Below are 23,867 nucleotides of genomic sequence, written 5' to 3'. Positions count from 1 at the left end.
CAAATCTAAAGGCAAAAACTTAGACTTAGAGTCTAACCAGTGCGGAGCGGTAGTTCAGTTGGTTAGAATACCGGCCTGTCACGCCGGGGGTCGCGGGTTCGAGTCCCGTCCGCTCCGCCACTTATTCGAGAGTCGTCTCATTAAATACGAACTACAGGGGTGTAGCTCCAATTGGCAGAGCAGCGGATTCCAAATCCGCGTGTTGGGAGTTCGAATCTCTCCACCCCTGCCATATTTAAGGCTCTAGTCGAAAGACTAGAGCCTTTTTGCTTTGTTATGCTTGTATCGATAAAATCTATACCAGCAGGGGTAAGCCAGCTCCTGTTTTCCATAGCGAAGCGTTCCAGTTATCCGGCCTGTTAAAACTGATAATTGAGACGCACCCCTGCGCCATACTGATAGTCTGAGAACTTCATATCACGTAGTTCGACACTAATAACACCTCCAAGCCTTAAGGTGTTGAGTAACTGGTATTGCAGACCGGTAATAAGATCGACGTTCAGACCATCTAACCAACTTTCTGGCTCAATGCTGCTATGAAGCCATAGCTTGTCTGAGACTTTTATCTCACCGAAGATTGCCCCTGAAATCCCAACGTCCTTTGTTCTAAGTCGGGTTCCGGATTTTAGGAACATATACTCTCGGCCGGAATAGATCCCTACACGTAAACCAGCATTACTGAAGTCGTTTTGGTATTTGAATCCAATCTGCGCATGTAGTTGTAGCAAATTGAATTTATTGGAATCAACAAATGTCAGCTCATGGGCTAGCATTGTAGAGGCGTATAGACCGTACCAACTACTAGAGTCGATTCTGGCTTTGACCTGAAAAGGGATTTCGTTGCTGCTTAACGACTGCTTTGATAGCAAGCCTCGAACGTCGAAGTTATCGAACCAGCTGTCTATTGTTGTCATTTGTCCTGCTACACTGCTAAACGGAGACAATAGCATCACCATCAATAGCACTTTATTGACGGTAGTATTCATAGTCTGGATACTCCGAGTTGAATTCGATTAGTGGGATATAACGAATATGACTTGATGAAATCTGAATCGCGATAGCGCCATGTTGAGCGGCTGAGAAAATGCTGTCGCTGCCAACTCCTGAAGAACTCAGAGCTGCACCGCCAGCCCCCGATACTAAGTAGGTGATTCCATTACTGCCGGTTTGGATTTGTAATTGGTGATCGTGTCCAGCCAGGCAGACGCAGACACCATATTGCTCGGCTAATACTTCAATCGTATCTTTCAGATAGGCGTTGTCGTGGTAGTAGCCATAGACCCGTAAAGGGTGATGAGTGACAATGATTTTTCTCTCTGCAGATGATGCATTGAGTTGTTGGTCTAGCCAGGCAATTTGCTCATATCGAGTGCGGTTTTTTGTCATCGGGTAGCTATCTAGAAAGAAGATTTCAGTTTCTACCCCGCTTATGCCAGCATGTTTGGTGTTTACTTTGTAGTAACGAGATGGAAGCTGAAGTATCTGGCTATGCTGCTTGGAAAATTCGATCATCGCATCAGCATTACCATAATGGTCATGGTTGCCTAAAACCGCGTATATTGGTACTGGTTGAGAGTCTGCTTTCATCAGCTCTGGACGTAGGTAGTAATCTTCAAAGTGGCTATAACCTAACGTATCGTCGGGAGAGCTTAGTCCATAGGGGTAGATAATATCTCCGGTATGTATGATCGCATCTACGGGATATTGTTGGTGGTAGTTGGCTATCATGTCGCTAACTTGTTTTTGTTCGTCATTAGCGACACCAGAGTCTCCCATCACGACGAGGTTGACAGTATCGCTCGTGCTTGGACTACCTGACAGGAGAGAAAAAGCGTTGGTTTTCTTAAAGGGAGGTGAGCCAATCTCGATGTAACGATCGGCCGCTCGTTTACTTTGTTGCTCAAGAGGATTGCACCCTTGTAGCAGTGAAGAGGGAAGAAAGGTAAGTGGAAATACTTTTAGCAAGCTCCTTCTTTTCATAATTGCTGAACTAACTTAATCAATGAATTTGCGTGATTATCGGTGAGTTCAGAGCGCAATAATGTTATCTGTTTAATTGTTATTGATAATTAAGATAGTTCTTACGACTGTTTAATTCATTGCCTACAGGTTATTACAGGTATAAAAAAGCCACTCAATTGAGTAGCTTTTAAAATATCAGCTGTGCAGATAATTACTTAAGCATTGCTTCATTGCCGTTTTCACGGATGTGTTTAAGCATACCTTTAACGCCACGTGCACTAGAAGCAACAACGTTGCCTGACTTCATGTAGTCTGTACCGCCAGCGAAATCAGTGATGATAGCACCAGCTTCACGTGCAATAAGCTCACCTGCTGCGATGTCCCAAGGCTTAAGGCCAAGTTCGAAGAAACCGTCAACGCGACCAGCAGCTACGTAACATAGGTCAAGTGCGGCTGAACCAGTACGACGGAAATCAGCACAATCTACGAATAGAGAAGACATGATCTTGAAGTAAGACTCAGAATGCTGTTTCTGTTTAAATGGGAAACCTGTTGCTAAAACAGTACCTTGAAGATCTTTTAGCTGCTTAACGCGAATGCGAGCATTGTTTAGCTGAGCGCCAGCACCACGTTGTGCAGTGAAAAGCTCATTTTGCATAGGGTCGTATACACATGCCACTTCAGTTTTACCTTTGAAGCGTACAGCAATTGATACGGAGAAGTGAGGTAAACCTTTAACAAAGTTTGATGTGCCATCCAGAGGGTCAATGATCCATTGTACTTCTTTGTCTTTACCTTCGATAACGCCATTTTCCTCAGCAATAATACAGTGCTCAGGGTAAGAAGCTTGAATAGTATCGATGATGATAGTTTCCGCTTCTTTGTCTACGTTAGTAACAAAGTCGTTCGTGCCTTTCTGAGTTGATTCGATCTTCTCAGCATTTTCTAAAGATTTAGCAATATGATTGCCAGCTTTTCGTGCAGCACGAATAGCGATATTAAGCATTGGATGCATACTAATTTCCCAACGGATGTTAAAGAACAGAAAAACGGGCGGCAGTATACCAGATAAATCACTAAATGGAAGTGGTTAATTTTTGCTCTTTCGGTTTTTATCCAACAAAGGGTCTGACCATTTTACTCAGGTATATGTTACTATCTTGCGGCTTTATTAACAGTCTTAGGATTAATCAATGCTTAACAACGTTAAAGTTGTCCTTGTCGGGACTTCGCACTCTGGCAATATCGGTTCAGCAGCTCGCGCAATGAAAGTCATGGGCTTGAATAACCTAGTGCTAGTTGCTCCTCAATGCAGTATTGATGAGCAAACCTTAGCGTTGGCAGCAGGAGCCGCTGATATTGCTGAAAATGCGACTGTTGTTGAAACTCTTAGTCAGGCGGTTGCTGACTGCGCGTTAGTTGTGGGCTCTAGTGCTCGTTCTCGTACGCTAGAATGGCCAATGCTAGAACCACGCGAGTGTGGTCAGAAGTTTGTCGCAGAAGGACAAGAAAGCCCGGTGGCTTTAGTATTCGGACGTGAACGGACTGGTTTAACTAATGAGGAGCTACAAACTTGTCATTATCACGTTTGTATTCCGGCTAACCCAGAATATAGCTCGTTAAATCTCGCAATGGCGGTACAGACCTTAAGCTACGAAATTCGAATGGCTTATTTAGATAACGAGCAGAGCCAGTACCCAGCGCAAGAAGAGGTTGAGTATCCTAGACACAAAGAACTAGAAATGTTCTTCACACACCTTGAAAAGGTAGCTAAAGACACCCAATTTATTAGTGAAGAGCAGCCAGGCAAGGTTATGAATAAACTTCGCCGCCTATTTAACCGGGCACGACCTGAATCTCAAGAACTGAACATCCTGCGTGGTGTTCTAACTGCGGTCGAAAAACGTATTTCTCGTGACTATTAAACCGTATAAAGTTAAAGGTTTAATACTTGACTAAAATAGTCAATTAAATACTTGACTAAAATGGTCGGGTATGAAAAAATCCATACCACATAAACGGTGTGGATATGGTGTTATATGAGACTTACATCTAAGGGACGATACGCAGTGACAGCCATGTTAGATGTGGCTCTGCATTCGCAAGAAAACCCAGTACCTTTGGCTGATATTTCAGAGCGTCAAGGTATCTCTTTGTCTTACTTAGAGCAGCTTTTTTCGAAATTACGTAAAGCTGGTTTAGTTACTAGTGTGCGCGGGCCAGGTGGTGGTTACCGACTTGGTGAGGACGCGTATTCTATCTCGATCGGAACAGTGATAGCTGCTGTTGATGAATCGGTTGATGCGACAAAGTGTAATGGTAAGGGAGATTGCCAAGGTGGATCCCGATGCCTTACGCATACACTGTGGCGTGATTTGAGCTCACGTATTAGTGACTTCTTAAATAACATCACTCTTGGGGAGTTGATGAAAGACAATGAAGTACTAGAAATTTCTGATCGTCAAGATTTAGGTCTTACGGTGAACCATGGGTTTACAAATAAAAATACAAGCGCCGCACCCATCGGTGTAAACGTCCGCTCTTAAGCGGTTTGCCTGTTACATTGGAGTAGAAAATGAAACTGCCTATTTATTTAGATTATTCAGCGACCTGTCCTGTTGATCCTCGTGTAGCTGAAAAAATGGTTCAGTACATGACTATGGAGGGTACGTTTGGCAACCCAGCGTCACGTTCACACCGTTACGGCTGGCAGGCAGAAGAAGCGGTAGATACTGCACGTGAGCAAATTGCAGATCTGTTGAATGCAGATCCTCGTGAAATCGTATTCACCTCGGGTGCGACTGAGTCAGATAACCTTGCAATTAAAGGTGCAGCTCACTTCTACTCGAAGAAAGGCAAGCACGTAATTACTTGTAAAACAGAGCATAAAGCAGTTCTGGATCCATGTCGTCAACTTGAGCGTGAAGGTTTTGAGGTGACTTACCTTGAGCCAGAATCAAACGGTCTAATTGATCTTAAGAAGCTTGAAGCTGCGATGCGTGATGACACAGTTTTAGTTTCAATCATGCACGTTAACAATGAAATTGGCGTTATCCAGGATATCTCATCAATCGGTGAAATGTGTCGTGAGCGCAAGATCGTGTTCCATGTCGATGCAGCACAGTCAGCAGGTAAGTTACCAATTGACGTAAAAGAGATGAAAGTTGACTTAATCTCTATGTCGGCGCACAAGATTTACGGTCCTAAAGGTATCGGTGCGCTATACGTTCGTCGTAAGCCACGTATCCGCCTAGAGGCGCAAATGCACGGTGGTGGTCATGAGCGTGGTTTCCGCTCTGGTACTCTACCTACTCACCAAATCGTTGGTATGGGCGAAGCATTCCGCATTGCGAAAGAAGACATGCAGAAAGATTTTGACCATGCCCTCACGCTACGTAACCGTCTACTTGATGGCGTTAAAGACCTTGAAGCAGTCACGGTTAACGGTGACCTAGAGCAACGTGTACCACATAACCTAAACGTTAGCTTCGCTTTCGTGGAAGGTGAGTCACTGCTTATGTCTCTTAAAGACTTAGCTGTTTCTTCAGGTAGTGCGTGTACTTCGGCAAGCTTAGAACCTTCATACGTTCTTCGTGCACTTGGCCTAAACGATGAATTAGCCCACAGCTCAGTTCGTTTCTCATTTGGTCGTTTCACGACTGAAGAAGAAATTGACTACGCAATTGAACAGATTCGTACCGCAGTAATTAAGCTGCGTGACATGTCTCCTCTATGGGATATGTACAAGGATGGAATCGACCTAGATACAGTTGAGTGGGCACACCACTAATCGCAGGTTATTCCCAAAGATTGATAGAGGATTCGAGGTAAAATATCATGGCATATAGCGAAAAAGTAATTGATCACTACGAGAACCCACGTAACGTTGGTTCATTTGACAAAGAAGACCCAGCAGTAGGTAGTGGCATGGTTGGTGCACCTGCGTGTGGCGATGTAATGAAGCTGCAGATCAAGGTAACACCAGACGGTATTATCGAAGATGCTAAGTTTAAAACATACGGCTGTGGCAGTGCTATCGCTTCAAGCTCACTAGTAACTGAGTGGGTTAAGGGTAAAAGCATTGATGAAGCAGCGGCAATTAAAAACGCAGAAATCGCAGAAGAGCTTGAGCTCCCACCAGTGAAAGTTCATTGCTCAATTCTAGCTGAAGATGCAATCAAAGCTGCTGTTGCTGATTACAAGAAAAAACATCAAGAATAAGTATATAATGGGGGCGTTAATTCTCCCATTTCATTCGCCAAAATAGACAAACTAAGGTGCAGTATGGCCATTACAATGACGGAAACCGCGGCAAGTCGCGTTAGAACATTCCTAGATAACCGAGGTAAAGGTATCGGTTTACGTTTAGGTGTGAAAACGACGGGTTGTTCGGGAATGGCTTATGTACTTGAGTTTGTCGATGAGTTGAACGAAGAAGATTCAGTGTTTGAGCACTCTGGCGTAAAGGTGATTATTGATCCTAAGAGCCTTGTTTACTTAGACGGTACTGAGCTTGATTACGTTAAAGAAGGCTTGAATGAAGGGTTTGAATTTAATAACCCTAATGCGAAAAGCGAATGTGGTTGTGGTGAGAGCTTCAACGTTTAATTGAGAGCGCCTATGGGCATTTACTTGCTCATAGGTAGATTACCAAGGACCGAATTCTTAATGAATTATTTCGAATTATTTGGGCTACCAAGTCAGTTTGAGCTGGATGGTAGCCTTCTTTCTTCACAATTCCGTGAGCTGCAAAAAAAATTCCATCCAGATAACTTTGCTACTGCTTCAGAGCGAGACCGTCTCTTAGCGGTCCAGAAAGCGGCCGAGATAAACGATGCATACCAAGTTTTAAAAAATCCTATCTCCCGCGCAGAGTATATGTTGGCTGAAAATGGTATGGAGATTCGTGGCGAGCAGCAAACGATGCAAGATCCAATGTTCTTAATGGAGCAAATGGAACTGCGTGAAGAACTGGAAGATATTTCATCTAGCTCAGATCCTGAAGAGGCTTTGTTTGATTTTGATAGCAAAGTGAGCAAGATGTTTAAGCAACAGCTTGCGGCGACAGAGCAAGAGCTCAACGATTCTGCTTGGCAACAAGCCGCAGAACGAGTGCGTAAGCTAAAGTTTATTGCCAAACTTAAAAACGAAATCGAACTAGTGGAAGACAAGCTCCTCGGCTAGTGAAAAACAAGGAACACCCATGGCACTACTTCAAATTGCGGAACCGGGTCAAAGCTCGGCCCCTCATGAGCATAAGTTTGCTGCAGGAATTGATTTAGGTACGACTAACTCTCTCGTAGCTTCAGTGAGAAGCGGTGATGCGGCAACGTTGAAAGATGAACAGGGTCAAAGCATTCTGCCATCTGTGGTCAATTATTCTGGTGAACCATTGGTTGGTTATGATGCCAAAGCCAAAGCGGAATTAGATCCAAGTAACACAATCATCTCGGTTAAACGTCTTTTAGGTCGCTCTCTTGATGATATTCAACAGCGTTATCCAAACCTCCCATACCAATTTAAATCAAGCGAGAATGGTTTGCCTGTGTTGCAAACGGCAGCAGGTGATAAAAACCCAATCGAAGTCTCTGCTGATATTCTTAAAGCTCTGGGTGAGCGTGCTGAGAAAACCCTCGGTGGTGACCTTTCTGGCGTTGTAATTACAGTTCCAGCTTATTTTGATGATGCTCAGCGCGCAGGTACAAAAGATGCAGCCAAGCTTGCTGGTATGCACGTTCTTCGTCTACTGAATGAGCCAACAGCTGCAGCGATCGCCTACGGCCTAGATTCAGGTCAGGAAGGCGTGATTGCTGTTTACGATCTGGGTGGTGGCACATTTGATATTTCAATTCTTCGTTTATCGAAAGGTGTTTTTGAAGTACTCGCTACAGGTGGTGACTCGGCATTAGGCGGCGATGACTTTGACCACTTACTAGCAGATTACATCCTAGAGAAAGCAGGGATTTCACAAACATTAACTGCTGAACAAACTCGCGTACTACTTAATGTCGCCACTGAAACTAAGATTTCGTTCTCCGAGCAAGAGTGTGTTGAAGTTAACGTTTTAGGTTGGCAAGGCACGGTTTCTAGAGAAGAATTTGAAGACTTAATTCGACCACTGGTGAAGAAAACATTGATGTCGTGCCGTCGTGCTTTGAAAGATGCCGATGTAGACGCAGATGAAGTACTTGAAGTTGTTATGGTTGGAGGTTCTACACGTACACTGTTAGTTCGTGAAATGGTTGGCGATTTCTTTGGTCGTAAGCCATTAACCACTATCAATCCAGATGAGGTCGTCGCGATTGGTGCTGGCATCCAAGCAGATATTTTGGTCGGAAATAAGCCAGACTCAGAAATGCTGCTTCTTGATGTAATTCCATTGTCGCTTGGTATTGAAACCATGGGCGGACTGGTTGAGAAAATTGTCCCTCGCAATACCACGATTCCAGTCGCGCGTGCACAAGAATTTACTACCTTTAAAGATGGTCAGACAGCGATGAGTGTACACATCGTTCAAGGCGAGCGTGAAATGGTTGATGACTGCCGTTCACTTGCGCGTTTCTCACTTAAAGGTATTCCAGCCATGGCTGCGGGTGCGGCTCATATTCGAGTGACTTACCAAGTTGATGCGGATGGCTTGTTGTCGGTGACAGCAATGGAAAAAAGCACCGGTGTTCAATCTGAAATTCAGGTTAAACCATCTTACGGTTTAAGTGATGATGAAGTGGCGAACATGCTGCGTGATTCCATGACTTATGCGAAGGACGATATGGTGGCTCGTGCACTAGCTGAGCAACGTGTTGAAGCGGACCGCGTTATCGAAGGTTTAATTGCCGCAATGCAAGCTGATGGTGATGAGTTATTGTCAGAGCAAGAGCGTCAGGAACTAATTAAAGCGATTGAAGCCCTTATTGAGCTAAGAAATAGCGAAGATGCTGATGCGATAGAGCAGGGTATCAAGGATACAGATAAGGCGAGTCAAGACTTTGCTTCTCGCCGCATGGATAAATCGATTCGAGCTGCATTGTCAGGTCAATCAGTGAATGATATTTAAGAGATAGAGTTATGCCTAAGATTATTGTATTACCGCATGAAGATTTATGTCCTGAAGGTGCGGTTCTGGAAGCGAATTCCGGTGACACTGTTCTTGATGTTGCGCTGAAAAACGGTATCGGCATTGAGCACGCATGTGAAAAATCTTGTGCATGTACGACATGCCATGTGGTGATTCGTGAAGGTTTTGATTCTTTAGAAGAGAGTGATGAGCTAGAAGACGACATGCTAGATAAAGCGTGGGGGCTTGAGCCTGAATCTCGTTTGGGCTGCCAAGCGAAGGTAGCTGACGAAGATCTTGTTGTTGAAATTCCGAAGTACACGCTGAACCACGCTTCAGAAGATCATTAATCATTCGCTCTAATTCTTTATACATGACTACCGCAGAGTAGAAAAGGAAGGTAAGTAATGAAATGGACAGATTCGCGTGATATCGCGATTGAGCTATGCGACAAGTTTCCCGAGACAGATCCTAAAACCGTTCGTTTTACCGATCTTCATCAGTGGATTACAGAATTAGAAGAGTTTGATGATGAGCCTAATCGTTCAAATGAAAAGATTTTGGAAGCTGTGATCCTGTGTTGGATGGATGAAATGGATTAATCTGGGAAGGAAAACCATCCTAGTTAACAGAATTTACTAAAAAAAACGGACTCGATGGTCCGTTTTTTTATTAATTTGACATTAAAGTGTTAACATCTGTGGATGAATAGAACAAGGCGTAGGCAACGCCAGTACAGACAAGGAGAAACCATGTCTACACAGATGTCAGTATTTCTAAGCCAAGACGCAGCCGCTCCGCATTGGGGTGATAACGCGATTCTTTCATTTTCAGAGCAAGGTGCAACTATCCACCTTGGTGAAGGGCACGATCTTGGTGCAATTCAAAAGGCCGCTCGCAAACTTGATGGTCAAGGTATCACCTCTATTTCTCTTTCCGGAGAAGGCTGGGATTTAGAAAGCATTTGGGCTTTCCATCAAGGTTACCGTGGCCCTAAAAAAACCAATCAGTTTGAGTGGCAACCACTTGCCGAAGCCGAACAAGCCGAATTGAACGCGCGTATTAAAGCAACAGATTTTACCCGAGATATTATTAATAAGCCGGCAGAAGAAGTCGCACCGCGCCAATTAGCGACGATGGCAGCTGAGTTCATAAAATCAGTTGCTCCAGAAGGTACGGTTACGGCTCGCATTGTTAAAGATAAAGATTTACTTTCTGAAGGCTGGCAGGGTATTTATGCAGTAGGTCGTGGTTCAGAGCGTACTTCTGCAATGCTACAGCTTGACTATAACCCTACTGGGGATGAAAACGCGCCAGTATTCGCATGTTTAGTTGGTAAAGGAATCACCTTTGATTCAGGCGGTTACAGCATTAAGCCATCTGGTTTCATGACAGCAATGAAAGCAGATATGGGGGGCTCAGGTACCATTACTGGTGGTCTAGGTCTGGCGATCATGCGCGGTTTAAACAAGCGTGTGAAGTTAATCCTATGTTGTGCTGAGAATATGATTTCTGGCCGCGCACTTAAGCTTGGTGACATTATTACCTATAAAAATGGTAAAACAGTTGAAATCATGAACACGGATGCGGAAGGACGTTTAGTTCTTGCGGACGGGTTAATGTATGCAAGCGAGCAAAATCCAGAGCTAATTATCGATTGTGCAACATTAACAGGCGCGGCGAAAAATGCCCTTGGTAATGACTATCATGCATTAATGAGTTTTGATGATGAGCTATCTCATCAAGCGTTGACAGTCGCTCGTGAAGAGAAAGAAGGTCTGTGGCCTTTGCCACTAGCAGATTTCCACCGTGGCATGCTACCGTCTAATTTTGCTGATTTATCAAACATTAGTAGCGGTGATTACTCACCAGGTGCAAGTACAGCAGCAGCCTTCCTGTCTTACTTTGTTGAAGACTATAAGAAAGGTTGGCTGCACTTTGATTGCGCGGCAACTTACCGTAAGTCTGCGACAGATAAGTGGGCAGCTGGTGCAACAGGTGTTGGTGTACGCAGTTTAGCTGGACTTATTCTTCAACAAGCGAATAAATAGCATTAAGAGGCCGAAGAGCCTCTTTGATTACAACAAAGATAAATGAAAGGATACCCTATGGCTCTAGAAAGAACTTTTTCTATTGTTAAGCCCGATGCAGTAGAGCGTAACTTAATTGGTGAAATCTACCACCGAATTGAAAAAGCGGGTTTACAAATCATCGCTGCGAAAATGGTTCGCTTAACTGAAGAGCAGGCGAGTGGTTTTTATGCTGAACATGAAGGCAAGCCGTTTTTCCCTGCTCTAAAAGAGTTTATGACATCTGGCCCGATTATGGTTCAGGTGCTTGAAGGCGAAGACGCGATAGCTCGTTATCGTGAACTCATGGGTAAAACTAACCCTGAAGAAGCAGCATGCGGAACGATTCGTGCTGATTACGCAGTGAGCATGCGCTATAATTCAGTACACGGTTCAGACAGTCCGGAATCAGCAGCTCGTGAAATCGAGTTCTTCTTCCCAGAGTCGGAAATTTGCCCACGTTAATCGTGTAGGCAATAAGCAATAAAATCAGTGCTGCTTATCTGATATAAGCAGCATTTCTATTCTTAAAAAGCATTATCACCAAAGGTTAATTTGTCGTGAACACGCTAAATTAACGCTAGTATTGGTGTGAAAAGTTTTTTTACATACAGAGCACGCCAAGGGTATCAGTCTTGACAGATTGTGATATACTCTGCGCGCAATTTATACCTTATAAACAGAGTAAGACAATGGCAGATTTATCAAAGTACAGAAACATTGGTATTTTCGCGCACGTTGATGCGGGTAAAACTACCACCACTGAGCGTATTCTTAAGCTTACTGGTAAAATCCACAAAACTGGTGAAGTACACGACGGTGAGTCTACAACTGACTTCATGGAACAGGAAGCTGAGCGCGGTATTACAATCCAATCAGCAGCGGTAACTTGTGAGTGGAATGGCCACCGCCTAAACGTTATCGATACTCCGGGACACGTTGACTTTACAGTAGAAGTATACCGTTCACTTAAAGTTCTTGACGGTGGTATCGGTGTATTCTGTGGTTCTGGTGGTGTTGAGCCTCAGTCAGAAACAAACTGGCGCTACGCGAACGATTCAGAAGTTGCTCGTCTGATCTTCGTAAACAAACTAGACCGTATGGGTGCAGACTTCTTCAACGTTGTTGACCAAGTGAAGAACGTACTAGGCGCTAACCCACTAGTTATGACTCTGCCAATCGGTCGTGAAGACGATTTCGTTGGTGTTGTAGACGTACTAAACCGTAAAGCTTACGTTTGGGACGAAACTGGTCTACCAGAAAACTACGAAATTCAAGATGTTCCAGCTGACATGCTTGATGACCTAGAACAGTACCGTGAAGAGCTAGTTGAGACTGCTGTAGAGCAAGACGACGAGCTAATGGAAGCTTACATGGAAGGCGAAGAGCCAACTATCGAGCAGCTAAAAGCTTGTATCCGTAAAGGTACACGTGATCTAGCGTTCTTCCCAACGTTCTGTGGTTCTGCATTCAAGAACAAAGGTATGCAACTTATCCTTGACGCTGTTGTAGATTACCTACCAGCTCCAAACGAAGTTGATCCTCAGCCTCTAACAGATCCAGAAACTGGTGAGCCAACTGGCGAAGTTGCAACTGTATCTGAAGATGAGCCACTAAAAGCGCTAGCATTCAAAATCATGGATGACCGTTTTGGTGCCCTAACATTCGTACGTATCTACTCTGGCCGTCTGAAGAAGGGTGACACTATCCTTAACTCAGCGACTGGTAAAACAGAGCGTATCGGCCGTATGTGTGAGATGCAAGCGGACGAGCGTAACGAGCTAACTGAAGCTCAAGCTGGTGACATCATCGCTATCGTAGGTATGAAGAACGTTCAAACTGGTCACACTCTATGTGATCCTAAGCACGAATGTACTCTAGAAGCTATGATCTTCCCAGAACCAGTAATCTCTATTGCTGTTTCTCCAAAAGACAAAGGTTCTACAGAGAAAATGGGTATCGCGATTGGTAAGATGGTTGCAGAAGATCCATCATTCCAAGTTGAGACTGACGAAGACTCAGGCGAAACTATCCTGAAAGGTATGGGTGAACTTCACCTAGACATCAAGGTAGACATCCTTAAGCGTACTTACGGCGTTGAGCTTGAAGTAGGTGCTCCACAGGTAGCTTACCGTGAAACTATCACTCAAGCAGTTGAAGATAGCTACACGCACAAGAAGCAGTCTGGTGGTTCTGGTCAGTTCGGTAAGATCGACTACCGTATCCGCCCAGGTGAGCCAAACTCTGGCTTCACGTTCTCTTCAACAGTTGTTGGTGGTAACGTACCTAAAGAATTCTGGCCTGCAGTAGAGAAAGGCTTCGCATCTATGATGGACACTGGTGTTCTAGCTGGTTTCCCAACTCTAGACGTAGAAGTTGAACTATTCGACGGTGGTTTCCACGCAGTTGACTCTTCAGCAATCGCTTACGAAATCGCTGCGAAAGGCGCATTCCGTCAGTCTATGCCTAAAGCAGGTGCGCAGCTTCTTGAGCCAATCATGAAAGTTGACGTGTTCACTCCAGAAGACAACGTTGGTGACGTAATCGGTGACCTTAACCGTCGTCGTGGTATGATCAAAGATCAACAAGCTGGTACTACAGGCGTTCGCATTAAAGCAGACGTTCCTCTATCAGAAATGTTTGGCTACATCGGTCACCTACGTACTATCACTTCTGGTCGTGGTCAGTTCTCTATGGAGTTCGGTCAATACGCACCATGTCCAGCAAACGTTGCTGAGCAAGTAATCGCAGAAGTTAAAGAGCGTAACGAGAAGAAGTAATTCTTTAAGTTAGCTAGATAGCTTTAAAAGCCCCAGTCGAAAGATTGGGGCTTTTCTTTTTGTAAGAGATAAAGGGTTCCGGCCTGATAGAGAAGTGCAATATATGCGGTTATTCCATAGAGTGACGAAGGAGCGAGTAGGGAATCTCCAAGAGCTTTCGGTTCGCTTTGAGAGACTCTTAATTCACCTACGGCTACTAGCATCGATAATGTCTAAACCTAACCCATCTAGGTTTTTGCACTCTTCAGCTTGCGTGAAAATCCATTCGCAGAAACGTTTGATTTTGGCTCGTTTGAAATAAGCCCGTGGTGCGCAAAGAAAATAATTGTAGTCGGTTCTTTGAGCGAGGTTACCTATCCTCACTAATTTACCTTCATCAATGTAGCGCTGGGCTAGGGTGTGTTTTGCCAAAGCGACGCCTTGAACCGCCAGTGCACCCTCTAAAACAAAATGAGAGCCATTGTATTTTAAAGTGGGTTTCGAAGCCTTGTGACCCACGTTGTTTAGCCAAATCCCCCAATCTATATCTCGCCAATAGTCTTCGATCAAGTCAGCTCCAGTTAAGTCTTTGAGATCGTAGATCTTATGTTGTTCTTGGTATATCGGGTGGCAAACAGGGTAGAGAAGCTCTTCGAACAGGAGCTCTGAAGTGATGTTCGGGTAGTCTCCAGGTCCATATCGAATGCATAAATCGAGATTAGATTTTTGAAAATCAGCCAGTTCGCTGGTTGGCTCAATCATGAGTTCTAGATCTGGATTCTCTCGTCTGAAGTGACCAATCCTTGGTACTAACCAGTGCTGAGCAAAGGAAGGTAATGTCGAAATGGAGAGCTGGTTAGGATTGGGATCTTGGTTGATTTGTCTAATACCACGATGAAGATGATCAAAGCCTCGTTGAGCTTGCTCGAACAAAATCTCCCCTTCCATGGTTAGCGTGACTTTACGATGCTGTCTCAAAAACAGTTCTGCGCCTAAGAAGTCTTCAAGCTGACGTATTTGTTGGCTAATGGCAGCTGCTGTCACATATAGCTCTTGGGCGGCTAGCTTAAAGCTTCCCAGTTTTGCAGCGGTATAGAAGTAGTAGATTCCTTGCAAAGGTGGCAGTCGATCTTTCACTTTAGTTTTCCTTAACTGAGGGGCAATTTGTATCGTTTGAGTGTTGTCGTCCTATGGTCGATTATTAACCCACTAAATGCAAGAGGGGTAAGTAATCATGGAAACTTCAGAGTTTGGCTACAAACAGAAACTATCTGACACTTTAGTTTGGGATAAAAAAATCTTAACTCTAGTTCAGTGCTGGTGGCGTAACTTTACTACTCGTAAACAGTTGAGCGAGTTACCAGAGCATCTACTAAAGGATGTGGGCCTCACTAAAGATCAGGTTCATCAAGAAAGCATTCGCCACTTCTGGGATAAATAATGAGTTGTAATGTTACTCCGCAATTTCGCTATGAAGCCAATTAGTAAAGGCCACAATACGTTGACGGCGAGGAGACTCATCATCATAAAAGAGGTTGAATTGAATGCCAGGTGTCATACCAATCTCAAAAGGTTTGATGAGTAACCCTCGTTCAACATAGTCGCTCGCGAGTGAATCCGAAGCCAAACAAGCGCCATGGCCTGCCATAACCGCGTTCATAGCATGATCGAACGTGCTGACATCCATCCAGTGAACCGATTTTTTATTCATCGTCACCCCTGCCTGAGCAAACCAGCTTTGCCAAGGGTAGCCGCCAGATTCATAGTGAATCAGCCAAGTCTTTAGTAATTGCTCTGGGTTTGATAGTTCGATGGTTTTGGCTAGGTTTGGTGAACAGAATGGATATATGGTTTCTTCGAACAAGAACTCTTTATGTAGCTTGAGATTATTGTTTAATTCGAGTTCTTCGCCTTGCCAGATCGCGAGATCAGCGTCACCTTGTTTGAGGTTAGGCGCGTCACAGCTGGTGATAATACGAATCGGGATATTAGGATGCTGAGTAGAGAACTTCCATAACCTAGGCAGCAACCAACGAGAAGCAAATGACGGCGTGGAGCTGACGCATAAAAGCCCTTCGACAGGCTCATTTTGGATTTGGTTTAAACCACTAACAATACTTTCAAAGCCGTTAGATACATGCTTGAACAAGATTTTTCCTTGCTCGGTTAGACGCATTTCTCTTCCTTCTCGGACAAAGAGTTTACAGCCTAGGCCATCTTCAAGTTGTCGGATCTTTTGGCTTACTGCGGCCTGGCTTATAAACAGCTCTTCCGCAGCCCTGCTATAGCTATTAAGTCTAGCGGCTACTTCAAAGTAGCGTAATCCCGGTAAGTGGTGCAGCCGCGCATCCATAAACAATCCCTAGTTGATTATTGCAGTAGGCCATCATAGTCGCTTTGCTTTGAAAAGCAAAAAGGAGAGGCGAGCTCTCCTTTCATTATTACATCAATGTGGACGACAAAGTTACTCTTCCCAAACCACCAATTTTCCTTTTGGCCAGTTTTGGCCAACATCATGATATTTCTGCTCAAGTATATGACGTTTGATTTTCAGTGTTGGTGTAAGAATACCGTTTTCAATACTCCACGGCTCTTTGATCATTAATACCCCTTTGATCTGCTCATGAGACTCAAGCTCTGCGTTCATTCGAGCAACCACTTTTTCGGTAGTTCTTTCATACCTTTTGCGATCAAAGTTAGGGAAGTCGTGCGGTACAACAAGCAGTATTGGTGCTGGCAGGCCAAGTCCAATCAAACACATCATCTCGACACGGCTGTACTCGAAGAGTTTCTTCTCTATTGGTACAGGTGCGACAAACTTACCTTTAGCTGTCTTAAAAGTGTCTTTTTTACGCCCTTGGATAGTTAGGTAGCCATCACTATCAATCGAGCCGATATCGCCAGTATGCAACCATCCTTCTGAATCAAACGACTCTTGAGTTGCGATGTCATTTTTGTAGTATCCAGAGAATAGGCCTTTACCACGTACCATGATCTCTTCGTCATCGGCGATTTTTAGCTCAATGCCCGGTCCTGCATTTCCGACACTGCCAATCTTATCTGCTCGGAAAGGGTAGTTAAGCGTGCTATAGGCGAATGACTCTGTCATGCCCCATGCTTCGGTAATATTTAACCCAACACTGTGGTACCAGTCGAGTAGAGCGGGTGACACAGGAGCTGACCCACAGCCTAGCACTCGCGCTTGGTCAAGACCTAGGCCATCGGCCAATTTCTTCTTAATCAATGAATTAACAAACGGAATTTTAAGTAAGATATTGAGCTTTCTCTGCGGCAGCTTGTCTTGAATGCGCTGCTGGAACAGTGTCCATAGGCGAGGCACTGAAATAAACAGTGTTGGCCTTTGCATCTTCACATCTTCGATAAAGGTATCTAATGACTCAGGGAAGGCCGTTTGAACACCGCCCATAATAGAAGAACCAAAGATGTAAACTCGCTCAGTGATATGAGCCAGTGGTAAATACGAAAATAGACGATCATTTTCTTGGATACCGATATGCTCAATCAACTTTTGAACTGACCAGCTAAACGCGCCATATGTGAGCATTGCGCCTTTTGGTAGACCGGAAGTACCAGACGTATAAACTAATGACATCAGCTTATCATCGTAATGCTCTGGGCGATGAGTGCTTGGTTCGTGTGCATCGATCAACTGGTTAAACTGATATTTGCAGTTTGGAGCAGTGTCATAAGGTAGCGAGATAGCAATCAGATCTGGCTTATCATCAATCACTTGTTGAGTTGCTGCTGCATCGTCTAGTTTACCGCCAATCAGGACTTTACTTTCACTGTGCGTTAAGCAGTACTCAATCGTATCTGCTCCAGCGGTTGGGAAGATAGGTACACTAACGAAATCGCCAAGCATCATAGCAAGATCACAGATAAACCATTCTGCACAGTTTTTTGAAACCAAAGCGACTTTATCGCGAGGTTGAACACCGAGTTGATTTAGTGCACTAACTAGTTTTAGCGCTTGTTCAGCCACATCACTAAATGTGTACTCAACAAATTGTCGGTTGATGATTTGTTTAAGATAAACCTCATTGGGGCGCTCCGCTGCCCATTTTAAGATCATTTCGTTTGGTGGTGGGAGAGCACAGGTTGGTTTGCTTAACTCGTTAGGCTGAATCATTCTCTAACTCCGTGTTATTGGCAAAATTATAGTTGTTTTTCTTGTTAATGGAATGTTAACTCTAGCATGTGAATTAAACTGTAGGGAAGCAAATATCAAGAGTTTCCAGTCATCTTGTGACTGCTGTGCAGTTAGTGAAGTTGGCGGTAAACCGCTGGACTGATTCCAGTTTTCTTTTTGAAGATACGAGAAAAGTAAGAGACATCGTTGTAACCGCACTGAAAAGCAATAAAAGATATTTTCTCTTTACGGTAGTTTGTTAGCAGCTGCTTCGCTAAGTTAATTCTTTTGAGGGTAAGGTAGTCACGGAAGCTAACGCCGATAGTCTTATGAAAGAATTTGGAAAAATAGGTCACCGAGTAGTGACAGTATTCTGCTACATCCTCCTCTCTTATTGTCCGCGATAGGTTTTTCTCGATATACCTGAGCATTTCGACCAGATCTTTACTGATGTGCTTATGGCTATGCTGGTTGGTAAGTTTGTTGATATCGAGGATCTCTTGGTGTTTTGTAAATTGGTAGTAGATCTGTTTGTTCAGTTCATCTGACCATAACCTAGCGTCATCCTTACTAAGGTCAAACGTTGAAAATACCACGTCTAGGCTTTCAAGTTCTGTTGGTAGAACGTGTTTATGAAGCACAATGATACGTTTATCTAAGTTCTGACACAGCTTGGCCGCAGTGAGGAAAAGTGAGCTAAACTGCTCTTCATAAAAGAAAAAACAAAAGTGGATATCTGGCTCACTTAGTACAGAGACATCATGACCATAATCTAATATATGGAAGTAGCGCTCGATATCTCTCACGATATCTTTCGAAACGTAAGTGACTGATTGTCCTATCCAATAGCCTTTATGCAGTACATCCACTGTGTATTACCTTTCGATGTCTTTTTTCTTGTTGTGAGGGAGGCATTAATGATTAGCTTAGTACGACTTTGTTTCATTAACCAAGCTGGCTACTGATAGATGGGTCATTTTGGATTTCTATTTTTTGGGCTAATGTCACATTTATAATTATTATGTTTTTTGTCAAGTTTCATAAATGAGACTTAGTGTTAGTTATTCTTGGCGTTATGATATTCAGTTTTATATTCACTTTAACTATATGAGTGGGTTGCTATTTATAATATAGGTCTTGTTGGATGAACCGGGGAAGATAAATGATTATTTAGTATTTGTTCGCTTTTTACTCGATTTATTAACAAGGTTTATAGCAAAAAAGTGCTAAATGTAGACATAATAATCCTAACATCTCCTCTCGAATACCCTCTAAATTATCAATAAGCGTTACAGCTTACTGAACTTTGGAAGGAGACAATCATGAGCACGCTATTTAAAAAAATTTCTACATTTATGAAGGATGAAGAAGGATTGACAGTTGTTGAGTACGTTGTAGGCGCAGGCCTACTTGTTGCTGGCCTTGCAGGTATTTTTGGTACGTTTAGTACGCAACTTGAAACCCAACTAGGGACAGTTTTAGGTAACGCACCAGATGGTTCGGGTGCTGATTCAACTCCGGCTGAATAATATTCTTCGCTTTTATCATAAAATTTTCAAAATAGCCCATAATGAGATTATGGGCTATTTTTCGTTAAGGGATAATAATGAAGATTATTGAGTTTTTAGAGGATGAAGAAGGCTTAACCGTGGTGGAATATGTCGTTGGTGCCGGGATGCTAGTCATAGGGTTTGCTGGGCTATTTGTGGCATTTAGAGCTTTACTCACAGCAGAGTTTGCCTCTCTATTTGATTAATAAAATGAAGAGGCAGCTACATGAATACCATTATTTGGAGTTTCATTTTTATTGTCGCTGTATCTGATGCCAGAGAGCATCGTATTCCTAATTATTTATTATTAGCCATTTTTGTTTTATCTACTTTAGATAAAGTCCTTTTTCATGTGGACTACTCCAATCTAAATTCCTCTTTTATTGCTGGTATTACTTGCTTTATCGGCGCTCTACTTCTTTACTTTTTAAAAGTTATGGCACCAGGGGACGTTAAACTTTTGGGTGTAGTTGGCTTTTGGGTTGGAAGCGAGCATATATTCGGAGTGGTATCTTGGATTGCAGTATCTAGCGTAGTTGTTGGCCTTTTTTATGGGGTATTAAGGTTAGCAGACTCTCCAGAACAGTTCAGGGCAGTTTTTAATAAATATTCAATGCTATTTCAGTTTGGATTGAGTGGAACTAAGGTGCTACGTACCCCTATAAAAATGGAAGAGCACTACCGAATGCCTTTTGCACCTGTTGTTGTTATCGGTTTAGCTCTCTATTTTTATTTTCTGAATTAGTGACAAGGAGTCAATATGGTTCAGGTTAAGTCCGCGATTAGACACAGAACAGAGCTAACGCCGCAAGCTCCAAAGCCTCCTGTCCCTACCACATTTGATGAATTGGGTGTACCTAAGGCAGTTGTTGAAAATCTGGTTATTAAACATATCGCTGCTTACCCTAAATCCGACATTCTCCAGTTGACCAAGCTGCTCTGTATTAACAGTCATATGATAGAGGATGTGATCGCTGGCCTTCGTTCTAAGTCTTTAGTTGAAGTTTTCCAAGCAGCTTCTTCCACGTTTTCAGTTCAATCTACTGGGCATGTACGCTATGGCTTGTCTGATTCTGGTTTACAAGAAGCGGATGCAGCGTTTGTAAAAGATGCCTACCTTGGTCCTGTTCCCGTATCGTTGACTCAATATAGTGAAATGGTTAAGGCGCAAGATGTACGTGCGCAAATGGTTAATCGTGCTGATGTCGAATATGCCTTGTCTGATGTGTTAGGTGCCCACAGAATGGTGAGTGTCCTAGGGCCTGCAATAAACTCGGGGCGAGCCCTTTTACTCTATGGTAGTGCGGGTTCTGGTAAAACCTTCGTTGCAACTAAAATCCTTAACTCTTTGAATACGTCGGTTTATATCCCTTACTCCGTCTTTGCTATGGGGAATATTATTAAGGTTTTTTCTCCTCAGCATCACAAAAAAGTCCGTAGTGATGATATTCAATCTATTACGTTTAAAGAGCATTTTGATCGTCGTTGGGCTTTGTGTGAGCGACCAAGTATTCAAGTGGGCGGTGAGCTCACTATGGAAATGCTTGAGGTTAATCATAGTGAGCACAACAAAGTCTGGATGGCTCCGCTGCAAATGATGGCGAATAACGGCATCTTTATTATCGACGATTTGGGAAGACAACCGATGCCTGTCGATACCTTGTTAAATCGCTGGATTGTTCCAATGGAGTACTTCTACGACTACTTGAACCTACCGAATGGCCAACAAATATCTATTCCATTTATCTTAACCTTGGCTTTTTCTACCAATTTGGATCCTGAAAAGATCAGTGACCCTGCATTTTTACGTCGATTGGGCTACAAAATCCAGTTTGGACCGCTTCTAGAGCAAGAATATAGAGAGCTCTGGAACATAATTTCTCGTTCTAAAAATTTGTCCCTAGCAGAGGGATGTTTCGATACTTTATTTGACTTACACCGTCAGCATGACGTGGGCTTTTACCCTTGTCTTCCTAAAGACATTGTTGGGATCAGCCGAGATATCATCGTATTTGAAGAAGTAGATCCTGTTATCTCTCCTGAAATCATAAGCCGTGCATGGGAAGTGTACTTTACTGCTGATGGCAAGGGAGGAGGCGCTCGATGAGTCGGAATCAAGTCATACTATTATTGTTACTCTCGATTGTATTTGGCTTAGGGGCGGTATTTTTTGCCAAACAATGGATGGATAGGCAATTGCAACCTCAGGTGGAAGTTGAAGTGGTAGAGCGTGAGCCTGTCATTATTGCCGCTCAAGAGATCTTTGCGGGGAGTGTTATTGAAGAGCAGCATGTGACGAGTAAATTATTAGAGAAAGACTGGCGTGACGAATTTCAGTTTACTAAAGCTGAAGAGATCGTCGGTCAAGTTGCCGCGACAACGATTTATCCCGGAGAAATTATTCACCCCAACAGGTTGTCAGCCTCTGGAGAAGGGTCGACTCTTGCCTCTTTAATTCCTGAAAATAAACGCGCGGTGACGATCCGAGTAAATGATGTTATCGGTGTGGCTGGTTTTTTATTGCCTGGTAATAAGGTCGATATTCTCAGCACGGTCAAATATGGCAAGAACTCTGCTTCGACGTCCACTGTTCTAAAAGAGATAAAAGTACTTGCCGTGGATCAGACCGCAAGAAGCAAAGAGAACAAACCTGTTATCGTACGCGCGGTTACTCTTGAAGTGACACCAAGACAAGCTGAAAAACTTCTTTCAGCTCAAAGTCGAGGCAATATCCAACTAACACTGAGAAACCCACATGAAGAAGAGAAGGTCGTTAAGCGCTACGTAGCGCCGAGCGTAACGATTATTAAGGGCACACAGTCTAGCAATATCCGAGTCAAGGATTGAGGTGAGCTATGAGAAATATAATATCTGCAATGATCATTTTGCTATTGAGTAGTGGTATCAGTTATGCGGCGACACAATCAGGCAAGATAGTGACCGTTCCTCATCATAAATCGACCCATGTAACACTCGCGGGTAAGGCGAAACGTGTATCGTTAGGTGACCCTGATGTACTCGACATTGTTATGCTGAAGTCGAATGAAGTATTTTTGATTGGTAAAAAACTGGGCTCAACGAACCTTATGGCTTGGGATAGCCGAGGCCAATTGCTCGAGTCAATCAACATCGAAGTGACTCACGACCTCAACAGTCTTAAAGCTAAACTTTATGAGTTTCTTCCTGATGAAGAAATTAAAGTTCACAGTGCTCAAAATCGTTTAATCTTGAGTGGCCAAGTGAGTTCTCAATCAGTAATGAATATTGCTTTGCGAGTTGCTGAAACATATTCGGCAGGGCAGCAGGCAGACAAAGAAAATGCCTCTTTGAGTAAACAGGTCAATAGCACTGGGGTGATAAACCTACTCACTATTGGTGGCGCACAGCAAGTCATGCTTGAGGTCACGGTAGCCGAAGTACAGCGTACATTAGTACGAAAGTTTGACGCTAATTTTCATTTTTTCCAAACAAGTGGTGGTGAATTCAGTTGGGGCGGGACTTCTGCTGGTGGTGTTATTGATGATGTAAATAACGTCATCGGGCCAATTTTTAATGCACCTGGGGTTGAGAGCACCGGACTACTTGGCACCTTTATTGATAGTAACACCCTATTTACGTTTGCTCTTGATATCGCCAAACAAAATGGGACAGCGAAAGTATTGGCTGAGCCTAATTTGACCGCGTTAAGTGGTTCGAAAGCAGAGTTTCTAGCCGGTGGTGAGTTCCCTATTCCAGTGCCGGATGAAGACGGTATCACCATTGAATACAAAGAATACGGTGTAGGTTTGAAATTCATTCCTACAGTGCTATCGGATAAAAAGATTAACTTAAATTTAGCCGTTGATGTCAGTGAGCTGGCTACCTCAACAACGCTAACTCTCAGCCCTGGTGGTACGAATGGTACTTATGTGATCCCTCCAATTACTCGCCGTAGTGCTTCTTCTACACTTGAACTTGCCGATGGACAAACAATCGGTATTGCAGGTTTGCTTAGTGAGAATGTCCGAGATGTAGTCGAAGAAATGCCAGGCTTTAGTGATATCCCTGTATTAGGGCAAATGTTCAATAGCCAAGAGTATATATCTGGTGAAACGGAGCTGGTTATTCTCGTGACTCCAAGGCTTGCGAAACCAGTCGACAGAAGACGAATTACATTGCCAACGGAATCATTTGTAGAGCCAAATGATTTTGAATACTACCTATTAGGACGTGGTGCTTATATTGCGCCAGCGAGCGGACAGAACAAATCTGAACAAGAGGTCGGTTCATTCGTAGATAACTCTAAGGGTGGTACTGAAGGTACATTTGGACATAGCTTATAGG

Annotated in this window: 26 protein-coding genes and 2 tRNA genes; 21 read left to right on the top strand and 7 right to left on the bottom strand. The window is 43.5% G+C overall.

Annotated elements, in window-relative coordinates; translation table 11 throughout:
• The first annotated feature begins 43 nt into the window (after positions 1 to 43).
• Together ACU01J_RS09720 and ACU01J_RS09715 are read left to right on the top strand one after the other, a co-directional pair.
• Positions 44 to 120, top strand: a tRNA-Asp gene (locus ACU01J_RS09720).
• A gap of 35 nt (positions 121 to 155) precedes the next feature.
• Positions 156 to 232 (top strand) — tRNA-Trp (locus ACU01J_RS09715).
• 127 nt (positions 233 to 359) lie between these two features.
• Here ACU01J_RS09715 and ACU01J_RS09710 read toward each other — a convergent pair.
• The 3 genes from ACU01J_RS09710 to suhB form a co-directional block, all read right to left on the bottom strand.
• The gene (locus tag ACU01J_RS09710) at positions 360 to 986 is read right to left on the bottom strand and encodes a hypothetical protein (protein WP_481085514.1); all 627 of its coding nucleotides are present in this window, start codon (positions 984 to 986) and stop codon (positions 360 to 362) included.
• Positions 967 to 1,965 (bottom strand): metallophosphoesterase, encoded by a 999-nt coding sequence (locus tag ACU01J_RS09705; RefSeq protein ID WP_481085513.1) that lies wholly within the window; start codon positions 1,963 to 1,965, stop codon positions 967 to 969. Before ACU01J_RS09705 ends, ACU01J_RS09710 begins: the two co-directional genes overlap by 20 nt.
• A gap of 208 nt (positions 1,966 to 2,173) precedes the next feature.
• The gene (suhB, locus tag ACU01J_RS09700) at positions 2,174 to 2,977 is read right to left on the bottom strand and encodes an inositol-1-monophosphatase (RefSeq protein WP_481085512.1); all 804 of its coding nucleotides are present in this window, start codon (positions 2,975 to 2,977) and stop codon (positions 2,174 to 2,176) included.
• A 178-nt stretch (positions 2,978 to 3,155) separates the two neighbouring features.
• On the opposite strand from suhB, the gene trmJ reads away from it, so the two are divergent.
• The 12 genes from trmJ to fusA all read left to right on the top strand — a co-directional run bounded on the left by trmJ (position 3,156) and on the right by fusA (position 13,865).
• Entirely contained in the window at positions 3,156 to 3,887 is a 732-nt protein-coding gene (gene trmJ / locus ACU01J_RS09695; RefSeq protein WP_481085511.1) for a tRNA (cytosine(32)/uridine(32)-2'-O)-methyltransferase TrmJ, read from the top strand.
• Positions 3,888 to 4,001: 114 nt separating this feature from the next.
• On the top strand, positions 4,002 to 4,508 hold the full coding sequence (gene iscR / locus ACU01J_RS09690) for a Fe-S cluster assembly transcriptional regulator IscR (RefSeq protein ID WP_481085510.1): 507 nt from the start codon (positions 4,002 to 4,004) through the stop codon (positions 4,506 to 4,508).
• A 29-nt stretch (positions 4,509 to 4,537) separates the two neighbouring features.
• Complete coding sequence (locus ACU01J_RS09685; RefSeq protein ID WP_481085509.1) at positions 4,538 to 5,752, top strand: IscS subfamily cysteine desulfurase; 1,215 nt, start codon at positions 4,538 to 4,540, stop codon at positions 5,750 to 5,752.
• Between the two features lie 47 nt (positions 5,753 to 5,799).
• Positions 5,800 to 6,183: a Fe-S cluster assembly scaffold IscU gene (iscU, locus tag ACU01J_RS09680; protein ID WP_126574551.1), complete on the top strand. Its 384-nt coding sequence runs from the start codon at positions 5,800 to 5,802 to the stop codon at positions 6,181 to 6,183.
• 63 nt (positions 6,184 to 6,246) lie between these two features.
• Positions 6,247 to 6,570 (top strand): iron-sulfur cluster assembly protein IscA, encoded by a 324-nt coding sequence (gene iscA / locus ACU01J_RS09675; protein ID WP_004412994.1) that lies wholly within the window; start codon positions 6,247 to 6,249, stop codon positions 6,568 to 6,570.
• A 60-nt stretch (positions 6,571 to 6,630) separates the two neighbouring features.
• Positions 6,631 to 7,146 (top strand): co-chaperone HscB, encoded by a 516-nt coding sequence (hscB, locus tag ACU01J_RS09670; protein ID WP_481085508.1) that lies wholly within the window; start codon positions 6,631 to 6,633, stop codon positions 7,144 to 7,146.
• 19 nt (positions 7,147 to 7,165) lie between these two features.
• Positions 7,166 to 9,016 (top strand): Fe-S protein assembly chaperone HscA, encoded by a 1,851-nt coding sequence (gene hscA / locus ACU01J_RS09665; RefSeq protein ID WP_481085507.1) that lies wholly within the window; start codon positions 7,166 to 7,168, stop codon positions 9,014 to 9,016.
• Positions 9,017 to 9,027: 11 nt separating this feature from the next.
• On the top strand, positions 9,028 to 9,366 hold the full coding sequence (fdx, locus tag ACU01J_RS09660) for an ISC system 2Fe-2S type ferredoxin (RefSeq protein ID WP_004747803.1): 339 nt from the start codon (positions 9,028 to 9,030) through the stop codon (positions 9,364 to 9,366).
• A 57-nt stretch (positions 9,367 to 9,423) separates the two neighbouring features.
• A complete protein-coding gene (iscX, locus tag ACU01J_RS09655) occupies positions 9,424 to 9,618 on the top strand; it encodes a Fe-S cluster assembly protein IscX (RefSeq protein WP_004412998.1) in 195 nt (64 codons plus the stop codon).
• A 150-nt stretch (positions 9,619 to 9,768) separates the two neighbouring features.
• Positions 9,769 to 11,067, top strand: a complete 1,299-nt coding sequence (gene pepB / locus ACU01J_RS09650; RefSeq protein ID WP_481085506.1) for an aminopeptidase PepB — start codon at positions 9,769 to 9,771, stop codon at positions 11,065 to 11,067.
• A 57-nt stretch (positions 11,068 to 11,124) separates the two neighbouring features.
• Positions 11,125 to 11,550, top strand: coding sequence for a nucleoside-diphosphate kinase (gene ndk, locus ACU01J_RS09645; RefSeq protein ID WP_134836881.1), 426 nt, complete (start codon positions 11,125 to 11,127; stop codon positions 11,548 to 11,550).
• A 227-nt stretch (positions 11,551 to 11,777) separates the two neighbouring features.
• Positions 11,778 to 13,865 carry an elongation factor G gene (gene fusA, locus ACU01J_RS09640; RefSeq protein ID WP_481085505.1) on the top strand — a complete coding sequence of 696 codons (2,088 nt, stop codon included), beginning with the start codon at positions 11,778 to 11,780 and terminating at the stop codon, positions 13,863 to 13,865.
• Positions 13,866 to 14,048: 183 nt separating this feature from the next.
• Here the strand turns inward: fusA and ACU01J_RS09635 are convergent, their stop codons facing one another.
• Entirely contained in the window at positions 14,049 to 14,981 is a 933-nt protein-coding gene (locus ACU01J_RS09635; protein ID WP_481085504.1) for a LysR substrate-binding domain-containing protein, read from the bottom strand.
• 97 nt (positions 14,982 to 15,078) lie between these two features.
• Between ACU01J_RS09635 and ACU01J_RS09630 the strand changes: the two genes are divergently transcribed.
• Positions 15,079 to 15,285 carry a DUF1127 domain-containing protein gene (locus ACU01J_RS09630; protein ID WP_481085503.1) on the top strand — a complete coding sequence of 69 codons (207 nt, stop codon included), beginning with the start codon at positions 15,079 to 15,081 and terminating at the stop codon, positions 15,283 to 15,285.
• 12 nt (positions 15,286 to 15,297) lie between these two features.
• Here ACU01J_RS09630 and ACU01J_RS09625 read toward each other — a convergent pair whose 3' ends face one another.
• The 3 genes from ACU01J_RS09625 to ACU01J_RS09615 form a co-directional block, all read right to left on the bottom strand.
• Positions 15,298 to 16,197, bottom strand: a complete 900-nt coding sequence (locus ACU01J_RS09625; RefSeq protein ID WP_481085502.1) for a LysR substrate-binding domain-containing protein — start codon at positions 16,195 to 16,197, stop codon at positions 15,298 to 15,300.
• A 111-nt stretch (positions 16,198 to 16,308) separates the two neighbouring features.
• Entirely contained in the window at positions 16,309 to 17,994 is a 1,686-nt protein-coding gene (locus ACU01J_RS09620; RefSeq protein WP_481085501.1) for an AMP-binding protein, read from the bottom strand.
• Positions 17,995 to 18,125: 131 nt separating this feature from the next.
• A complete protein-coding gene (locus ACU01J_RS09615) occupies positions 18,126 to 18,863 on the bottom strand; it encodes a helix-turn-helix domain-containing protein (protein WP_481085500.1) in 738 nt (245 codons plus the stop codon).
• Between the two features lie 453 nt (positions 18,864 to 19,316).
• Between ACU01J_RS09615 and ACU01J_RS09610 the strand changes: the two genes are divergently transcribed.
• The 6 genes from ACU01J_RS09610 to ACU01J_RS09585 all read left to right on the top strand — a co-directional run bounded on the left by ACU01J_RS09610 (position 19,317) and on the right by ACU01J_RS09585 (position 23,866).
• Positions 19,317 to 19,523 carry a Flp family type IVb pilin gene (locus ACU01J_RS09610; protein ID WP_481085499.1) on the top strand — a complete coding sequence of 69 codons (207 nt, stop codon included), beginning with the start codon at positions 19,317 to 19,319 and terminating at the stop codon, positions 19,521 to 19,523.
• A gap of 77 nt (positions 19,524 to 19,600) precedes the next feature.
• On the top strand, positions 19,601 to 19,750 hold the full coding sequence (locus ACU01J_RS09605) for a Flp family type IVb pilin (RefSeq protein ID WP_481085498.1): 150 nt from the start codon (positions 19,601 to 19,603) through the stop codon (positions 19,748 to 19,750).
• Between the two features lie 20 nt (positions 19,751 to 19,770).
• Positions 19,771 to 20,289, top strand: a complete 519-nt coding sequence (locus tag ACU01J_RS09600; RefSeq protein WP_481085497.1) for a prepilin peptidase — start codon at positions 19,771 to 19,773, stop codon at positions 20,287 to 20,289.
• A gap of 15 nt (positions 20,290 to 20,304) precedes the next feature.
• Positions 20,305 to 21,651 carry a P-loop NTPase family protein gene (locus ACU01J_RS09595; RefSeq protein ID WP_481085496.1) on the top strand — a complete coding sequence of 449 codons (1,347 nt, stop codon included), beginning with the start codon at positions 20,305 to 20,307 and terminating at the stop codon, positions 21,649 to 21,651.
• Entirely contained in the window at positions 21,648 to 22,391 is a 744-nt protein-coding gene (gene cpaB, locus ACU01J_RS09590) for a Flp pilus assembly protein CpaB (RefSeq protein WP_481085495.1), read from the top strand. The genes ACU01J_RS09595 and cpaB overlap by 4 nt, the downstream gene beginning before the upstream one ends.
• 8 nt (positions 22,392 to 22,399) lie before the next feature.
• Positions 22,400 to 23,866: a type II and III secretion system protein family protein gene (locus tag ACU01J_RS09585; RefSeq protein ID WP_481085494.1), complete on the top strand. Its 1,467-nt coding sequence runs from the start codon at positions 22,400 to 22,402 to the stop codon at positions 23,864 to 23,866.
• Position 23,867: the final 1 nt, after the last annotated feature.

The organism is Vibrio sp. 2433-A1 (assembly GCF_056726085.1).
The sequence above is the reverse complement of the archived record's forward strand: the minus strand, read 5'-3'. Positions and strand labels throughout refer to the sequence as shown.

What these genes read in the sequence shown, in the direction of transcription:
- iscR (WP_481085510.1), top strand. Translation starts at nt 4,002, where the DNA reads ATGAGACTTACATCTAAGGGACGATACGCAGTGACAGCCATGTTAGAT.
- hscA (WP_481085507.1), top strand. Translation starts at nt 7,166, where the DNA reads ATGGCACTACTTCAAATTGCGGAACCGGGTCAAAGCTCGGCCCCTCAT.
- cpaB (WP_481085495.1), top strand. Translation starts at nt 21,648, where the DNA reads ATGAGTCGGAATCAAGTCATACTATTATTGTTACTCTCGATTGTATTT.
- ACU01J_RS09600 (WP_481085497.1), top strand. Translation starts at nt 19,771, where the DNA reads ATGAATACCATTATTTGGAGTTTCATTTTTATTGTCGCTGTATCTGAT.
- trmJ (WP_481085511.1), top strand. Translation starts at nt 3,156, where the DNA reads ATGCTTAACAACGTTAAAGTTGTCCTTGTCGGGACTTCGCACTCTGGC.
- iscU (WP_126574551.1), top strand. Translation starts at nt 5,800, where the DNA reads ATGGCATATAGCGAAAAAGTAATTGATCACTACGAGAACCCACGTAAC.
- ACU01J_RS09710 (WP_481085514.1), bottom strand. Translation starts at nt 986, where the DNA reads ATGAATACTACCGTCAATAAAGTGCTATTGATGGTGATGCTATTGTCT.
- fusA (WP_481085505.1), top strand. Translation starts at nt 11,778, where the DNA reads ATGGCAGATTTATCAAAGTACAGAAACATTGGTATTTTCGCGCACGTT.
- ACU01J_RS09685 (WP_481085509.1), top strand. Translation starts at nt 4,538, where the DNA reads ATGAAACTGCCTATTTATTTAGATTATTCAGCGACCTGTCCTGTTGAT.
- iscA (WP_004412994.1), top strand. Translation starts at nt 6,247, where the DNA reads ATGGCCATTACAATGACGGAAACCGCGGCAAGTCGCGTTAGAACATTC.
- suhB (WP_481085512.1), bottom strand. Translation starts at nt 2,977, where the DNA reads ATGCATCCAATGCTTAATATCGCTATTCGTGCTGCACGAAAAGCTGGC.
- ACU01J_RS09630 (WP_481085503.1), top strand. Translation starts at nt 15,079, where the DNA reads ATGGAAACTTCAGAGTTTGGCTACAAACAGAAACTATCTGACACTTTA.
- fdx (WP_004747803.1), top strand. Translation starts at nt 9,028, where the DNA reads ATGCCTAAGATTATTGTATTACCGCATGAAGATTTATGTCCTGAAGGT.
- iscX (WP_004412998.1), top strand. Translation starts at nt 9,424, where the DNA reads ATGAAATGGACAGATTCGCGTGATATCGCGATTGAGCTATGCGACAAG.
- ACU01J_RS09585 (WP_481085494.1), top strand. Translation starts at nt 22,400, where the DNA reads ATGAGAAATATAATATCTGCAATGATCATTTTGCTATTGAGTAGTGGT.
- hscB (WP_481085508.1), top strand. Translation starts at nt 6,631, where the DNA reads ATGAATTATTTCGAATTATTTGGGCTACCAAGTCAGTTTGAGCTGGAT.
- pepB (WP_481085506.1), top strand. Translation starts at nt 9,769, where the DNA reads ATGTCTACACAGATGTCAGTATTTCTAAGCCAAGACGCAGCCGCTCCG.
- ACU01J_RS09595 (WP_481085496.1), top strand. Translation starts at nt 20,305, where the DNA reads ATGGTTCAGGTTAAGTCCGCGATTAGACACAGAACAGAGCTAACGCCG.
- ACU01J_RS09625 (WP_481085502.1), bottom strand. Translation starts at nt 16,197, where the DNA reads ATGGATGCGCGGCTGCACCACTTACCGGGATTACGCTACTTTGAAGTA.
- ACU01J_RS09620 (WP_481085501.1), bottom strand. Translation starts at nt 17,994, where the DNA reads ATGATTCAGCCTAACGAGTTAAGCAAACCAACCTGTGCTCTCCCACCA.
- ndk (WP_134836881.1), top strand. Translation starts at nt 11,125, where the DNA reads ATGGCTCTAGAAAGAACTTTTTCTATTGTTAAGCCCGATGCAGTAGAG.
- ACU01J_RS09610 (WP_481085499.1), top strand. Translation starts at nt 19,317, where the DNA reads ATGAGCACGCTATTTAAAAAAATTTCTACATTTATGAAGGATGAAGAA.
- ACU01J_RS09605 (WP_481085498.1), top strand. Translation starts at nt 19,601, where the DNA reads ATGAAGATTATTGAGTTTTTAGAGGATGAAGAAGGCTTAACCGTGGTG.